This is a genomic window from Micromonospora sp. SL4-19 (assembly GCF_047921475.1).
In the GTDB taxonomy this organism is placed as follows: domain Bacteria; phylum Actinomycetota; class Actinomycetes; order Mycobacteriales; family Micromonosporaceae; genus Micromonospora.
This window is the reverse complement of record NZ_JBLROB010000001.1, coordinates 755,833-768,851: the sequence shown is the minus strand read 5'-3', so window position 1 is coordinate 768,851 and position 13,019 is coordinate 755,833. Positions and strand designations below refer to the sequence as shown.

14 protein-coding genes and 1 pseudogene are annotated in these 13,019 nt (G+C 70.3%); 6 read left to right on the top strand and 9 right to left on the bottom strand.

Translation table 11 applies throughout. The features are described 5' to 3' along the window. Positions 1-699: 699 nt before the first annotated feature. Positions 700-978, bottom strand: a pseudogene (locus ACNAVT_RS03590) (hypothetical protein). 221 nt (positions 979-1,199) lie between these two features. Between ACNAVT_RS03590 and ACNAVT_RS03585 the strand changes: the two are divergent. Beyond that, complete coding sequence (locus ACNAVT_RS03585) at positions 1,200-1,619, top strand: ASCH domain-containing protein (RefSeq protein WP_416292722.1); 420 nt, start codon at positions 1,200-1,202, stop codon at positions 1,617-1,619. A 428-nt stretch (positions 1,620-2,047) separates the two neighbouring features. Here the strand turns inward: ACNAVT_RS03585 and ACNAVT_RS03580 are convergent, their stop codons facing one another. Then, the gene (locus ACNAVT_RS03580) at positions 2,048-3,175 is read right to left on the bottom strand and encodes a hypothetical protein (protein ID WP_416292721.1); all 1,128 of its coding nucleotides are present in this window, start codon (positions 3,173-3,175) and stop codon (positions 2,048-2,050) included. Beyond that, positions 3,172-3,684, bottom strand: coding sequence for a SigE family RNA polymerase sigma factor (locus tag ACNAVT_RS03575; RefSeq protein WP_416292720.1), 513 nt, complete (start codon positions 3,682-3,684; stop codon positions 3,172-3,174). The genes ACNAVT_RS03580 and ACNAVT_RS03575 overlap by 4 nt, the downstream gene beginning before the upstream one ends. A gap of 387 nt (positions 3,685-4,071) precedes the next feature. On the opposite strand from ACNAVT_RS03575, the gene ACNAVT_RS03570 reads away from it, so the two are divergent. Continuing rightward, positions 4,072-4,503, top strand: coding sequence for a hypothetical protein (locus ACNAVT_RS03570; RefSeq protein WP_416292718.1), 432 nt, complete (start codon positions 4,072-4,074; stop codon positions 4,501-4,503). Between the two features lie 9 nt (positions 4,504-4,512). On the opposite strand, the gene ACNAVT_RS03565 is transcribed toward ACNAVT_RS03570, so the two are convergent. The 3 genes from ACNAVT_RS03565 to ACNAVT_RS03555 all read right to left on the bottom strand — a co-directional run bounded on the left by ACNAVT_RS03565 (position 4,513) and on the right by ACNAVT_RS03555 (position 6,809). After that, positions 4,513-5,088: a hypothetical protein gene (locus ACNAVT_RS03565; RefSeq protein ID WP_416292716.1), complete on the bottom strand. Its 576-nt coding sequence runs from the start codon at positions 5,086-5,088 to the stop codon at positions 4,513-4,515. A 217-nt stretch (positions 5,089-5,305) separates the two neighbouring features. Then, complete coding sequence (locus tag ACNAVT_RS03560; protein ID WP_416292715.1) at positions 5,306-6,247, bottom strand: inositol-3-phosphate synthase; 942 nt, start codon at positions 6,245-6,247, stop codon at positions 5,306-5,308. 19 nt (positions 6,248-6,266) lie between these two features. Beyond that, a complete protein-coding gene (locus ACNAVT_RS03555; RefSeq protein ID WP_416292713.1) occupies positions 6,267-6,809 on the bottom strand; it encodes a hypothetical protein in 543 nt (180 codons plus the stop codon). 168 nt (positions 6,810-6,977) lie between these two features. Here ACNAVT_RS03555 and ACNAVT_RS03550 point away from each other — a divergent pair, with 168 nt between their 5' ends. Further along, positions 6,978-7,229 carry a hypothetical protein gene (locus tag ACNAVT_RS03550; RefSeq protein ID WP_416292711.1) on the top strand — a complete coding sequence of 84 codons (252 nt, stop codon included), beginning with the start codon at positions 6,978-6,980 and terminating at the stop codon, positions 7,227-7,229. 28 nt (positions 7,230-7,257) lie between these two features. On the opposite strand, the gene ACNAVT_RS03545 is transcribed toward ACNAVT_RS03550, so the two are convergent. After that, positions 7,258-7,875 carry a pyridoxamine 5'-phosphate oxidase family protein gene (locus tag ACNAVT_RS03545; protein ID WP_416292709.1) on the bottom strand — a complete coding sequence of 206 codons (618 nt, stop codon included), beginning with the start codon at positions 7,873-7,875 and terminating at the stop codon, positions 7,258-7,260. Positions 7,876-8,040: 165 nt separating this feature from the next. Here ACNAVT_RS03545 and ACNAVT_RS03540 point away from each other — a divergent pair, with 165 nt between their 5' ends. Genes ACNAVT_RS03540 through ACNAVT_RS03530 form a run of 3 tightly spaced genes read left to right on the top strand, consistent with a single transcriptional unit; the run spans position 8,041 to position 10,269 of the window. Beyond that, positions 8,041-8,547: a DUF2231 domain-containing protein gene (locus tag ACNAVT_RS03540; RefSeq protein ID WP_416292707.1), complete on the top strand. Its 507-nt coding sequence runs from the start codon at positions 8,041-8,043 to the stop codon at positions 8,545-8,547. Further along, the gene (locus tag ACNAVT_RS03535; protein WP_416292705.1) at positions 8,544-9,092 is read left to right on the top strand and encodes an Hsp20/alpha crystallin family protein; all 549 of its coding nucleotides are present in this window, start codon (positions 8,544-8,546) and stop codon (positions 9,090-9,092) included. Before ACNAVT_RS03540 ends, ACNAVT_RS03535 begins: the two co-directional genes overlap by 4 nt. Before the next feature lie 7 nt (positions 9,093-9,099). After that, a complete protein-coding gene (locus ACNAVT_RS03530) occupies positions 9,100-10,269 on the top strand; it encodes a glycosyltransferase family 9 protein (protein ID WP_416292704.1) in 1,170 nt (389 codons plus the stop codon). On the opposite strand, the gene ACNAVT_RS03525 is transcribed toward ACNAVT_RS03530, so the two are convergent. Beyond that, positions 10,232-11,116 (bottom strand): glycosyltransferase, encoded by an 885-nt coding sequence (locus ACNAVT_RS03525; RefSeq protein ID WP_416292702.1) that lies wholly within the window; start codon positions 11,114-11,116, stop codon positions 10,232-10,234. The genes ACNAVT_RS03530 and ACNAVT_RS03525 overlap by 38 nt on opposite strands. Further along, positions 11,113-12,966, bottom strand: a complete 1,854-nt coding sequence (rfaE2, locus tag ACNAVT_RS03520) for a D-glycero-beta-D-manno-heptose 1-phosphate adenylyltransferase (RefSeq protein WP_416292700.1) — start codon at positions 12,964-12,966, stop codon at positions 11,113-11,115. The genes ACNAVT_RS03525 and rfaE2 overlap by 4 nt, the downstream gene beginning before the upstream one ends. Positions 12,967-13,019 lie beyond the last annotated feature (53 nt).

Genomic DNA, 13,019 nt, shown 5'->3' with positions numbered 1-13,019 from the left:
GGCCCTCCGCTCACCCGACGCGCCTACTGCTCAAAGTCGAACGCGACCTTCGCTGGCTGGTTTCCCATGCGAGGGGGGTGTCGCGCATCAAGTGAAGCCACGACCTAACGCATCAAGCGGAGTACGACAACCTGCTGTCGGCGATGTGGACGCTCCTATTTCCGTCAAGTGGGTCGGGTTGTCCGGCCTCCCCGGGCGACTGCCAGGCGTGGGTGACGCGGCCTTGGGAGAAGTCGTGCCCGTTGAAGTCGTCTTCGGGGATGGAGTCGAAGTAGGGCCAGAAGTCGAAGGGGGTTCCTGGTCCGGGCCCACTCTTGTGGGGTGGGGTCCCATCGTTGCCTTGTACTCGTCCTCAGTCAGTAGCGGTGGCACCAGGCAAGGATGCCTGGTCCAGAGGTGGCGACGCGAGCAGGTGGAAGGTTTCCCGTGCGATGTAGCGCTGAGGCATCGCATGATCTCGGTCTTGGTCTTGCCCTCTGCGGTTCGGCGGGGTGCCTCGCGGCGCATCCCGTCGGCCAGCCTGCTGAGTGACTAAGCGAATGGCGACCGCCAGGCGCAAGAGCAGCAGAGAGGCAGCGAATGCGACGGCAGCCGCTAACACCGGACGTCGCTAGATCCCGAATAACGTGCCCGGACCGACGGCCCCTGGCAGCCGATGACAGCCGTCGGTGCCCCGCATCCGCGTTCACACCGAAGAGGTCACTCGGCGAACGTGCCGTCCAGACTCATGATCTCGTCTCGCGCTAGCGGCACGAACGTCGACCAGCCCCCGTCATCCACGACCACCGCCATGCGGACACGCCCATCGCCATCATCAAGGGCGTGGCTGGCCACGCTGTATTGCTTGCCGTCCTCGCCGACGACCTGGCGAACGTCCTTGTCGTCGAGCATCGCGCGCCACTCGCCATAGACAACGCGTCGTCATTCAGCCAGACGTGCATCGGCAAGCCGCGCTGCTATCTCCTTAGTGAGCCCCACGCGCTCAGCCTCTCATCCGGATGGCGATCGGCCTTGATCGCGTGCGACCTGACATCAATCGTTGACATCAACGGTGGCGGCCGAGGCCGGACCAGCCCGGATGGATGTCGCCTCCGGCCCGAACCCGATGGACGTCAGCGGACGCTACGGCTCACGCCGGAAGCGCCTTGTGAGCGAGATATCGGTCAGTGGCGGCTCGCCGGTTCACTTACCCTTCCCGCATGAATCTCGATGATCTTCCCCTGGCGGAGTTCGCGTTCCCCGGGCCGCTGCGAGACAAGCTGGTGGCCGCCATCCTGTCCGGCGCGAAGTCCTCGACCTCCAGCCTTGTGCTCGGATACGAGTGTGCGAACGAGCCGCTGCCTCAGGTCGGCCAGCGATCGGCGGTGGTGGACTCGGAGGGCCGGCGCGTCGCGGTGATCGAGCTGACCGAGGTGCGTGTGGTCCGGCTCGCCGATGTCGATCTGCAACACGCCCTCGACGAGGGCGAGGGAGATGAGTCTGTGGCGCAGTGGCGGGCCGGGCACGAGGCGTTCTGGCATAGCGATGAAGTGCGCGCGGAGCTGGGCGATCCCGGCTTCACCGTCGACGACGACACCCTAGTGCTCGCCCAGCGTTTCCGGCTGGTGCACACCGTTTGATCCGACAGCCTCGCGGTCTTACGACTCATATCGGGGGAAGCCTCCGGGGCTCGCCGAGCAGCCATGCGAGCAGCCAAACCGGCGAACAACAGCGGACAATCACGGACCGGGGTATCGGGTCGAGTAGGAGGACCAGTCGGCGGACCAGCGCCCGGCTACCGACTCGTAATGCGTAGGCCGACGGTTCGATTCCGTCAGGCGGCTCGGTGAAGAAGCCCAGGTCAACGGCCTGGGCTTCGCCGCTCCCGAGATCGACAACGCCGCCGCCGGCCGTGGCAGTCCGCAGATGGTCCGCACCCGCGCCGCGACCGCCTCGTCCAGCCGGTTGGCGACCGCGTCCAGGTCGTCGCCACCTCTGGTAGCGGGCGTGCGACGGTGGACGCCCCGATGCGTCCACCGCCGCGCACGCGCTGGGCTATCGGCTCCGGTCATCTATCGCTGATAAACGGATCAATGGGCCACGTCGCTGGGTCCTGGCCGCCTGTCCAGTCGCACTCGGCGGCGATCCGGCGGACCAGCGCTGGGTCGTAGCGGCCGGAGGCGGTCAGCGACAGCACGGCGTCGCCCTGATCGACTGCCACCTCCATGATCTGGGCGCCGCCGTCTCCGCGGTGCTCCAGGACCCGGGCCGGCCGGCTGCCGATCTTTTCGTTGGTGTCTTCGATTCGGCGGGATTCGGTACTGAACAAGATATGGAACTTTCCGTCACTTACGCCCAGCATGCTGGTGGCCGTGGTGCCGCTGAACACCACTGAACAGCTCTCCGGCTTCATCCTGGCAGGCAGCGAACGCAGCCGATACGGCGCGACACACCGGTAGGTGCGATCCAGCCGGACGCTGGCCGCGACCGTCAACGCTTCGGTCTTGTCTCGCGCCCCCACAACCTGTAGCCAGAGCCCGTTAGCGGTCTGCCAGCGCAGCACGGTGGACCGGCTGTTGCCGATCTTTTCGAGGGCGAACGTGCCGGGCCGCCCTGCTACGCGGACGGCTTTGCGCTCACCGGCCAGCGGTTCGAAGTCCTTCGTGCCGGCCCCGACCCGTACAACAAGGTCTCGTTGCTGACCGTTGTTGTCGACACCGTAGATTCCGAGGCGTTCCTGTCGCTCGTCGATCAGCTGCTGGTATTGCACGTGGATGATCGGGAACGGCAATCGGGCCAGGCTGAGGTGCAGCAGCAGCGGTCGGCCGACTTCATTCGCCGAGTCAACCGCCGTAGCGGCGCCGGCAGCGACCGGCGGTGTCGGGAACGCTGTCATCGGTGGAGTGCTGCTCGACGGCGCGGACGGCGTCGGCGTCGGCGTTGCCGCGCTCGGCCTCGGCTCCGGCCCCGACCCCGGCCCCCGCCCGGCGCTCGGGCTTAGCGCCGCTGTCAGCGACAGCACCACCGCCGCAGCGCCGGCCGACAGACCCGCCGCGCCGGCGGCCATACCGAACCGCCGCCGGCGGCGGTAGCGGGTGCCCATCGTGCGGGCCCCGGCGAGGAGCCGCTCGACGTGCACGTCTTCATCGGCGACACGGGTCAACGTCTCATGCAGCGCGCGATCCAGGTCAGTCATCGCGTTCCCCCATTGCTATACAGCGCCACATCAGCACCCACCTTGCCCCGCAACGTGGCAAGCGCCCGTTTCACCTGCGTACGCACGGTCACTGTCGAACAGTCGAGCAACCCCGCTATCGACACATCGTCAAGATCCTCGTAGTAGCGGAGCACGACCGCTGCCCGTTGCTTGGCGGGCAACTGCCGGACGTGACGCCACAGGACGTCACGCTCAACAACCTCCGATTCAAGATCCACCCGGCTAGCGCGATCGCCGGTGTCACCCACGACGATCTCGCGGCTCGACAGTCGCCGCCAGCGCGTGATCGCAGCGTTGACCAGCATCCGGCGCAGGTACGCCTCTGTGTTCACGGCCGAGATGTGGTTCCAGCGCGCGAACGCCCGCGCCAACACCTCCTGGGCCAGATCCTCACCGCGATGCCGGTCGCCGGTTAACAGTCGCGCCAGCCGCACCAGCGCTGCACCTCGCGTCCGTACATAGTCGTCGAACTCCAAAACCTCGGCCACCCTCCCCGCCAAGCCGCATACCCACACCCGGATATACGATCCCGGCACCAGCCTCTGTTGCACGGCACAGCACCCCAATCTGAGCGTTGGAACGATCGGCGACTGGCCGACGATCTGATGCAGCCGATGGTCGTGGTGCTGGCCCGTGGAGCGATCAGGACGAGACCGCAGAAGCCCCGCCACGGTGGGGAGAAGCGGGGTCCCGGACGCATGGCCGGGATGCCATCGACGCTGCGGAGACGGCGTCGCCCATCAGTCGACGGAGGACATGCGGCCGGCCCCCGGCCTGCTGGCGACCTCCGGCCGGCATCGGCCGGGCCGGCCGGCAACCGCCTGCCCTGTAACCTGCGCTCCTTCTGGCAAGAGAGCTGACGGCGTGGAGGAAGCGTGGGATACGACCTGCACGTCAGCCGAGCCGAGGAGTACTGCGACAGCGAAGAGCACCCCATCGCCCTGGACGAGTGGCTGTCCTACGCGGAGAGAAACTCCGCGCTCAGGGTAGGTGGATGGCTCGGCTGGGACGAGGCTCGCCAGCCCATCTACGAGTACACCTGCGCCGACGGTAGCGTTGTCTCGTTGACCTGGTTCGAAGGTGCCATCGAGATCAAGGGCCATTTCGACGGCGACGCCTATCGGGAGTTCGGAGCCGTCGCCGAGGACTTGCAGGCCAATCTCCAAGGCGACCACGGCGAGCGGTACACGGCCAGCGGCGTATTTCCCCCACCCGATAGACGTGGGGCTCCGCCCCACACCCCGGCCTGCCCTCGGACGAATTGGGCGTGCCGGGACATCTCTTTGCCCTGTTTTCAGGACGTGTAGAGCTAGGGGCTAGCTGGTGGCGGTCGCGTCGGACGCCGGGCAGTCCGGGGTCGTCGTGTCGGACCTGTCGCACAGGAGGATCTCCCAGTCCACGAAGAGTGAGTGTTCGCGGCCGGCCGAGGTGTACCAGATCACGATGCCCTGGTTGCCTGCCGTCTGGGTGCTGGGCCTGGCGTACTGCAGGAGGAGCGAGTAGTGACGCGTGGTCGGGGGATCGGCGGGCTTGTCCGGGTCGGGGCACTGGCCGATCAGGACCAATGGTTTGGTGACGTCGCCGCCGAGCTCGGTGATGGCTTTGTGGCCCTCGCCGAATCCGGATGCGCGGGCCTCCCGCGTCGGCATGGCTGCGAACTGCTCAAGCTTGAGACCACCGAACGCCTCGCGCGACTCGATGCGGGTTACCTCGACCTTCCCGGGCCGGTCGACGCATACGACAAGGTCGCTGACCGTGGTCGACTGGTTCGGCACGACGTCGCGATAGATCACCCCGGCCCGGACGTCGTCGCCGGCGTAGAGCCGGGGGTAGTCGGTTGCGGCCACGCCGATGAACGCAGACAGGGCCACACCGGTGAGACCGGCGACCATCCAGCGCGCGAAGCCTCGCTTCATCTCCCTGGTCTCCTTGCCTGGATTCCGGATGCTCGACGTTGCCGACTTGACCTCTCAATGTTCAGGGCGGCCCGCAAGTGGGCCGCGCCGGCCAGCCACGCTGGAGCGGGCTGAGACTTCTCTGCCACGGGAGCAGCTCAGACGACGAGGCGCCCACCAGGCGCCACTTCCGCCAGCGACGGCTCACCGATCATCAGATCGCCGTCCCAGGCGGAGACTTCAGCAGCGGTGCCGCCTCGGTCGGATAGCCGCCACACCCCGACCGCAGTGCGGTGGCCGCGATGCGAATCAGGTCGATGTTGACGCCGGCGGCGCCACTGGGGTCGTGCACCTTCAGCCGCACGTCCAGGCTCACCGCGGTTTCACCCCAGCCCTGCGCCTCGATGTTGAGGTGGGCGATCTTTTGGGATCCCAGGTGCGGGAGGTACCCGAGGGGAGCCACCTGAACCTTGTCCGTCCCCAGGGCGTTCAGTTTGGACTGCATCTTGGTATTCGAGTTCTCGACCAAGTTGCGGAAGTCTTCGGTGCCCCCAAGATTGACCTGGTAGGAACTGACCAGGGTGAGGCCGCGCTCTTCGAGCAACCGCAGCAGGGCGTGATGTACCACGGAGGTGCCGAACTGGCTGGCCAGGTCATCGCCGAGCAGCGGCAGGCCGGCGTCCTCAAAACGCTTGAGCCATAACGGTTCGCGGGCAATCGAGTCCGACGTGGTGTTGATGAACGCAACGCCCGCCATCACGGCTGCCTCGGCGTATGCCTGAGCTGTTTCGGGCCTGCCGCTGGGCGCGGAGTAGAGCAGCACCTCGGCGCCCCTTATTGTGTGTGCCACCCGCTCGATCTCCGTCGAGTCCACGAGACCACGCTGCACCGTCACGCCGGAAGGTGGCAGCCCCGCGTCGAGACGGGGAAAGTTGTTGGGCGACACGAAAATCGCCTCGTGGAGGTCCTTGCCCACCTTGACGTCGGAGAGGGCGAACGCAGCGACGACGTCGATGTCGCCGACGCACAGTCCCGCTATCTCCGGCCGGTGGATGCCCACGAGGCTGCCCGTGCTGCGATAGAAGGCGATTCCCTGCACCAGCGCTGACGTGTTGTTGCCGACCCCGACGACTGCGACCTTCACGTTTTTGATCACGGCACGAGGGTACGGGGGCTCAGGCGAAGTCTCGGTGCTTCAACTTGGCCCTCCGGCCGTCTGGATGGTGCCAGACGATGCCCTCGTACTGGGGGTGCGCCAGCAGCCAGTGGCGCAGGCCGTCCAGGTCGCGCGGCACGTCCAGCTTCTCGGCGTCGTCGTGTGGTACGAGCTCGTGGCCCCGCACGGCCTCGGGGTTTCCGTTGATCTTCGGGCCGATGAGCTCGTAGGTGCCGGGCAATCGCCGTTCGTGTGAGTTGGTGAGGGCCTCGGCGTGGTACCTCGCATACGGCGACTGCCCGATGGGTTCCCAGCCCACGGTCTTGCCCGTGATCTCGTCGGTCATCACGGGCCGGTACCCAGGCGGCCGCATCCGTCCTGGCCGGACCTCACGCCGTGCCCACCAGGTGCCGTCCTCGTCGAGCATCACGCAGGTGCCGTCGTACTTCCGCGTCGGCGTTCCCTCGCCGTCGAGGACCCACTGGCAGGTGGGGTTGGCCTCGGGCAGGACGCGCTTCCGGTCGTCCGGGTCGCGGCGGAACACCGTGGGGATCTTGTTCACGCGGGCATCGTCCCACCGGCACAAAACGGATTTCTGCTTGGTGCCTCTCAGGCCGTCAGTCCGCCAACCCCCCGTCGAGGGCAAGCCGGACGCCGAGGTGAGCGGCCACCGCCGGCGAGTACGATGGCGACCCTCATCGCGCGCCTAGCGGATCGGAACACGGCCATCATGACAGGGAACCTGCACCCCGCGCTGGCACCGATCCTCGTCCTGCTCGTGGTGCTTGCCCTCGACGTGTGGGTCTACACGGACGCCAGGCAGCGACTGAGGCAGGGGGACCCGGTCTCCGTCTCGCTCGGCTCGTTCCGCATGCGGACTCCGGAGGCGTGGTTCCTGGGCTGCCTGATCCTGTGGGTGGTGTTCTTCCCGCTCTACCTGTCGGCGTCCGGGCGGAACCCCTTCGCCCGCCGGAGCGGTTGAATGCGACAGGTCCCAGCGGGCATCGGGATCAGGTGTAGATCGTCGTGACGTAGCCCGGGCCGTAGTGGCGTTCGAGGTCGGCAAGGTTCTCCGTGGGGGCCTCCACCTCCTTGACCAGCCGGGCCCGCGACGGCAGGACGTCCGGCTGCCAGGTCTCGGGCTGCCACAGCTGCGAGCGGAGGAACGCCTTCGCGCAGTGGTAGAAGATCTGCTCGATCTCCACCTCGACCGCCAGGATCGGGCGGTGCCCCTTGACCACCATGTCGGCGAAGTACGGGGCGTCGCGGACCAGCCGGGCCCGGCCGTTGATGCGCAGCGAGTCGGTGCGTCCGGGGATCAGGTAGATCAGCCCGACGTGCGGGTTGGCGAGGATGTTGCGGTAGCCGTCGGCCCGCCGGTTGCCGGGCCGCTCCGGAATGGCGATGGTCGTCTCGTCCAGCACCAGCGTGAAGCCGGGCGGGTCGCCCTTCGGCGAGACGTCGCAGCTGCCGTCCACGCCGGCCGTGGCGACCAGGCAGAACGGTGAGGCGGCCAGCCACTCCCGGTCCCGCGCGTGCAGCACCGTGCGCTCCTTGTCGCGGGCTCGCGGCGTCGGGGTGCCCAGCAGCTCGCGTAGTTCCTCCGCGGTGGTGATCTCCCTCGTCATGTGGTCCTCCCCCGTCCGTTGACGTTGCTGGCGTTTCCGACCCGTAACCGGCCCGGTTCCGCCATCGTCAGCCTAGGTGAGTGCGCCGAACGCGAGGTTTGCCCCCGGAACCGGTGGGTACCGCCTAACTCGCAGCGGCGCTTGGACGCGACCGACGGAGGCCGGATGGAGAGCCGACTGAAGGTGCTGGGGCATCCCCTGCATCCGATGCTGGTGATGTTCCCGGTGGCCCTCCTGGTCATCGCGTTGATCTTCGATGTGGTCGACGCCGCCGGCGGGCCGGACTACCTGGCCGAGGCCGCGTACTGGAACATCGCGGCCGGCCTGATCGGCGGCGTGCTGGCCGCGGCGGCCGGGTCCGTCGACCTGTTCGCCCTGCCCGCCGGCACCCGCGCCAAGCAGGTCGGGTTGACCCACGCGGTCGCCAACCTCGCGGTGATCCTGCTCTTCGCCGCGGTCTGGGTGGTCCGGCTCAACGCCGACTCCAGGGCCGCCGGTGGCGCGCTGATCGCTATCGAGGTGGTCGCGGTCGCCATCCTCGGCATCAGCGCCTGGCTCGGCGGCGAACTGGTCGACCGGCTCGGCGTCGGCGTCGACCGGGAGGCAGACCTCAACGCGCCCAGCTCGCTGCGACCCCCCTCGACGACACAGCGGATCGGAGACATGCGATGACGGAACAGTCTGGCGGTGGCGGCTTCGGCCGGGGTTGGCGGGGACGCCAGCAGGGCTGGGACCCGATGGGTGAACTGCATTCGCTGCGCTCCGAGCTGAGCCGCCTGGTCGGCCTCCGCGCCGGCCCGCCCGAGGTCGAACTGAACGAGGTCGCCGACGGCTGGGAGGCGGTCGTCCGGCTGCCCGGCGTGGCGCCCGAGGAGGTGGCCGTCGAGCTGGACGACACGGAACTCTGCGTCCGGGCCCGCTCGGAGGCCGAGGTGAACGCCGACCAGGGCATCCCGGGTGGCTTCGAGACGCGCGGCTTCGAGTACCGGGTGGACCTGCCGTCCCGGGTGGACCGGGACGGGATCGACGCGGTGATGGACCACGGCCTGCTCCGGGTACGGCTGCCCCGGGCGGCCCGGCCCGCGCCACGCACCATCACCGTCGGCCGCACCGGGCCCCGCGCTGCCACCCCGGGTACGCGGACGCTGGCCGACCCGGCCGCCGACCGGGAGATGCATCACCCGGACATCACGGTCGACGAGATCGACCGGCCGTAGGGGTCGCGTGGTCACCGCGTCCGTGCTCGGCCCGGTCGGCGAGCGGGTACCCGACGTCGGGCGGATCGCCGTGCTGCGGGCGAACGCGCTCGGCGACTTCGTCTTCACCCTGCCCGCACTGGCGGCGCTGCGGGCCGCGTACCCCGGGGCGGAGATCGTGTTGCTCGGCGCGCCGTGGCACGCGGAGCTCTGGCGCGAGCGCCCCGGCCCGGTGGACCGGGTGCTGGTGGTCCCGCCGGCGCCCGGCATCCGCGATGCCGGGCCGGGCGAGCCGCCGGCGGAGATGGCGGCCTTCCTGGCCGCGGCCCGCAAGGAACGCTTCGACCTGGCGGTGCAGCTGCACGGCGGTGGGGCCAACTCCAATCCGGTGGTGGCCGACCTGGGCGCGCGGGTCACCGCCGGCCTGCGGGCCGAGAACGCCCCACCGCTCGACCGCTGGATCCGGTACGTCTACTACCAGCCCGAGGTGATCCGCTACCTGGAGGTGGTGGCCCTGCTCGGGGCACCGGCCACCACGATCATCCCGGCTCTCGCGGTGACCGACGCCGACCGGGCCGAAGCCCGCGAGGTGCTCGGTGAGCCGGTGCGTCCCCGGGTGGCGCTGCATCCCGGGGCGACCGACACCCGGCGGCGCTGGCCGCCGGAGCGCTTCGGCGAGGTCGCCCGGGCGTTGGCCGGCGACGGGTACGAGGTGCTGGTGACCGGCACCCCGGCCGAGCGGGAGGCGGTCGACGCGGTGGTCGCGGCGGCCGGCGTACCGGTGCGCCCGCAGGTCGGCACACTCAGCCTCGGCGGACTGGTCGGCTGCTACGCCGGCTGCGCGCTGGTGATGTCCAACGACACCGGGCCGCTGCACCTGGCCGCCGCGCTCGGTACGTCGACGGTGGGCGTCTACTGGATCGGCAACCTGATCAACGGGGCGACTCCGCTGCGCGGCCGGCACCGCCCCATCGCCTCCTGGACCACCCACTGCCCGGTGTGCGGCGTCGACTGCACCCCGGGGATCTATCCGCACCGTCCCGGCGACGGCGACTGCCCGCACCGGGACTCCTTCGTCGCCGACGTGCCCGTGATCGAGGTGATCGAGGCCGCCCGCGAACTGCTGACAGGAGAAGGAAGATTTCCTGCCGACACCCCGCTCACGCCGGCTGCGCGGCGTCGGACGGCTGCTCGGTGAGGACGACCTCCCACGCCTCCACGTCCCGTTCGGTCACCGTGGTCGGCGACTCCAGGTGGTAGGCGCCGCTGGGCAGTACCCCCGCGCCGCCGTGCCGCTCCAGCACCGCGAGCTGGGCGGCGACGTCCTCGCCCTGGTGGTTCTCGTGCAGCCTGCGCCAGAACTCGAAGCCGCCGGAGTCGACCAGCTTCGCCCGGTCGTAGAGGACGCACCCGCCGATCCAGGAGACCTTGTACGCCCGCCAGGCGCCCGCCGGCAGCTGCAGCTTCTCGGTGACGTGCAGCAGGTTCGCGGCCGGGTGGATGGTCGCGCGCTCCCATTCCGGGGTGCCGGGGCGGATCCGCTCGGGGACGGGCCGGCCGGGCCACTCCTCGTAGTGGACGTGGGTCTCCGGGCGGACGTCGTCGGCGTAGGAGAGGCCGTGCACGGCGTTGCCGACGAATCCGCAGCCCAGCTCCCGGATCGCGGTGACCAGCCGGGACAGCGTGCCCGGTTCCAGCCAGACGTCGTCGTCGAGGCAGAGCACGTACCGGGCCGCCGACTGGGCCAGCAGGTACGCCCGGTGCTCGGCCAGCCCGCGCCGGGGCAGTCGCCGGGTCAGCAGCACCGGGTGGCCCTGGTGGCGCAGCATCCGGACCATGGTGGCCGTTGCCGGGTGCCCGTACGCCGGCCCGCCGTCGGACTGGTCGCTCACCACCACCCCGAAGTCGCCCACGCCCTCCTGGGCGGCCAACCCGGAGAGGGTGACCGCCAGTTCGGCCGGGCGGTTGCGGGTGGGGATCAGCACGTCGAGCTGCCGGGTGTCGCGGAACCGCTCCGACGTGCCGAGGTCGAGCGGTCGGTTCACGTCGGCCTGCCCGTGCCCTCGCCGACGGTGGGCGTGGCCGCCTGCGCCCGGATCCGGTCGATGATGGCCGAGGTGGAGCGGTCCGGGACGTACCCGAGGGTGCGGACCTGCCCGCCGAGCCGGCGGACCAGCGGGGCCTCGGGCACCATCTCCGGCGGGTAGTCACCGCCCTTGACGTAGACGTCCGGGCGGACCGCTTCGATCAGCTTCGCGGGCGAGTCCTCCTCGAAGACCACTACATGGTCGACGCACTCCAGTGCGGCGAGCAGGGCGGTTCGGTCCTCGGCCGGGTTGACCGGCCGGTCCGGCCCCTTGAGCCGTCGTACGCTGCCGTCGGAGTTGACCGCCACGACCAGCAGGTCGCCGAGCGCGCGGGCCTGGGTCAGGTAGCGGATGTGCCCCGGGTGCAGCACGTCGAAGCAGCCGTTGGTGAAGACGATCGACCGGCCGGCCCGGCGGTGCTCCGTGACGATCGCGGCCAGTTCCTGCGCACCGACCAGCGTCGGGTGGCCGGTCTCGTCCACCCCGGTGCCCAGCGCGTCGAGCAGATCCTCCCGCCGGCACACGCAGGTGCCGGTGTCCGAGACGGTGATGGTCGCGGCGAGTTGGGCGAGCTGGGCGGCGGTCGGCAGGGTCGCCTCCGCCGCCAGCGCCAGGGTCATCGCCGCCAGGTACGCGTCCCCCGCGCCGACCGCGTGGCTCGCCGGGACCGGGGTGCTGTGGCTGCGCCGGGGCTCGCCGTCGGCGCCGCCGACCACCGCGCCCTCGGTGTCCAGGGTCACCGCCACCACGTCCGCGCCGATGTGTGCGCGCAGCTCGGCCAGGCGCGACTCGGCCAGCACCGCCCGATCGACGCCCTCGCCGGCCACCGCGTTCACGGTGACCCCGGTGCCGGTGACGCTGAGACCGTCCCCGGTCAGGGCGACCCGCTCCTCGCCGGGGGTCGGCTCCCCGGTCGGCCCGAGGGGCGCGCCGGGATGGTCGGCCGACGGCACGCCGGAGGTCGGATGGGGGGCGCCGTGGGCCCGCTCGCCGGCTCCGCCGGGCGCCGCGCCGACGACCAGCTCGGACGGGCCGTCGGCCGGTTCAGTCGGGTGGTCCAGGTGCAGGTCACCGGCGGTGGCGCCGCGCGACGCGGTACGGCTCCCGCCGCCGAAGCCGGCCGCCGCGCGGGCCAGCAGCCGGGCCGCCTCGGCGAAGCTCGGGGTCACCACGGTGGGGTTGAGGCCGCGCCAGTCGGCCAGGTCGTGTGCGTCGAGGGCCACGGTGGCGTAGCGGTCCCGGTTGGCGACCAGCCAGGCGCGGACCGCCCTGGGCAACGCGCCCAGGCCGTAGTCGCAGACGACCAGGGTGAGCGGCCGCCCACCGGAGGCGGCGCGCAGCTCCTCCGTCGCGCAGTGCAGCGCGGTGAGCAGGCGGGCCACCCCGTCGTCGTCGAGCGCGTCGTCCGGGTCGCCGGAGTCCTCGCGCAGCAGGATCTGGTTACCGGCGAGCATCCGCCGCTTCACCGGGGTCGCTCGGCCGGGCTGGTTGACCGTACGGTCCCAGACGCCGGCGCGGTCGAGGCAGTCGTGCAGTTCGTCGCCGGCCGCGTCGGCCCCGACCGGGGACACCAGCACGGCCCGCCCGCCGAGGGCGGAGACGTTGACCGCGGTGTTCGCCGCGCCGCCGGCCGCGGAGATCCGCCGGCGCAGGGTGAGGACCGGGGCGGGGGCCTCCCGGCAGAGCCGCTCGGACTCTGCGAACCGCCACTCGTCCAGCATGCCGTCGCCGACGACCAGCACGGGACGCTCCTGCCAGCTCTCCACGACAGTGGCGAGCCGGCGCTCTTCCGCTGCTGCTCCTGCCATGCTTCCTCGGGTCCCCCGAGGCGCTCCGGTCAAACCTGAACAGGGGGGCGCCG

What these genes read in the sequence shown, in the direction of transcription:
- ACNAVT_RS03580 (WP_416292721.1), bottom strand. Translation starts at nt 3,175, where the DNA reads ATGACTGACCTGGATCGCGCGCTGCATGAGACGTTGACCCGTGTCGCC.
- ACNAVT_RS03585 (WP_416292722.1), top strand. Translation starts at nt 1,200, where the DNA reads ATGAATCTCGATGATCTTCCCCTGGCGGAGTTCGCGTTCCCCGGGCCG.
- rfaE2 (WP_416292700.1), bottom strand. Translation starts at nt 12,966, where the DNA reads ATGGCAGGAGCAGCAGCGGAAGAGCGCCGGCTCGCCACTGTCGTGGAG.
- ACNAVT_RS03550 (WP_416292711.1), top strand. Translation starts at nt 6,978, where the DNA reads ATGACAGGGAACCTGCACCCCGCGCTGGCACCGATCCTCGTCCTGCTC.
- ACNAVT_RS03565 (WP_416292716.1), bottom strand. Translation starts at nt 5,088, where the DNA reads ATGGTCGCCGGTCTCACCGGTGTGGCCCTGTCTGCGTTCATCGGCGTG.
- ACNAVT_RS03545 (WP_416292709.1), bottom strand. Translation starts at nt 7,875, where the DNA reads ATGACGAGGGAGATCACCACCGCGGAGGAACTACGCGAGCTGCTGGGC.
- ACNAVT_RS03535 (WP_416292705.1), top strand. Translation starts at nt 8,544, where the DNA reads ATGACGGAACAGTCTGGCGGTGGCGGCTTCGGCCGGGGTTGGCGGGGA.
- ACNAVT_RS03540 (WP_416292707.1), top strand. Translation starts at nt 8,041, where the DNA reads ATGGAGAGCCGACTGAAGGTGCTGGGGCATCCCCTGCATCCGATGCTG.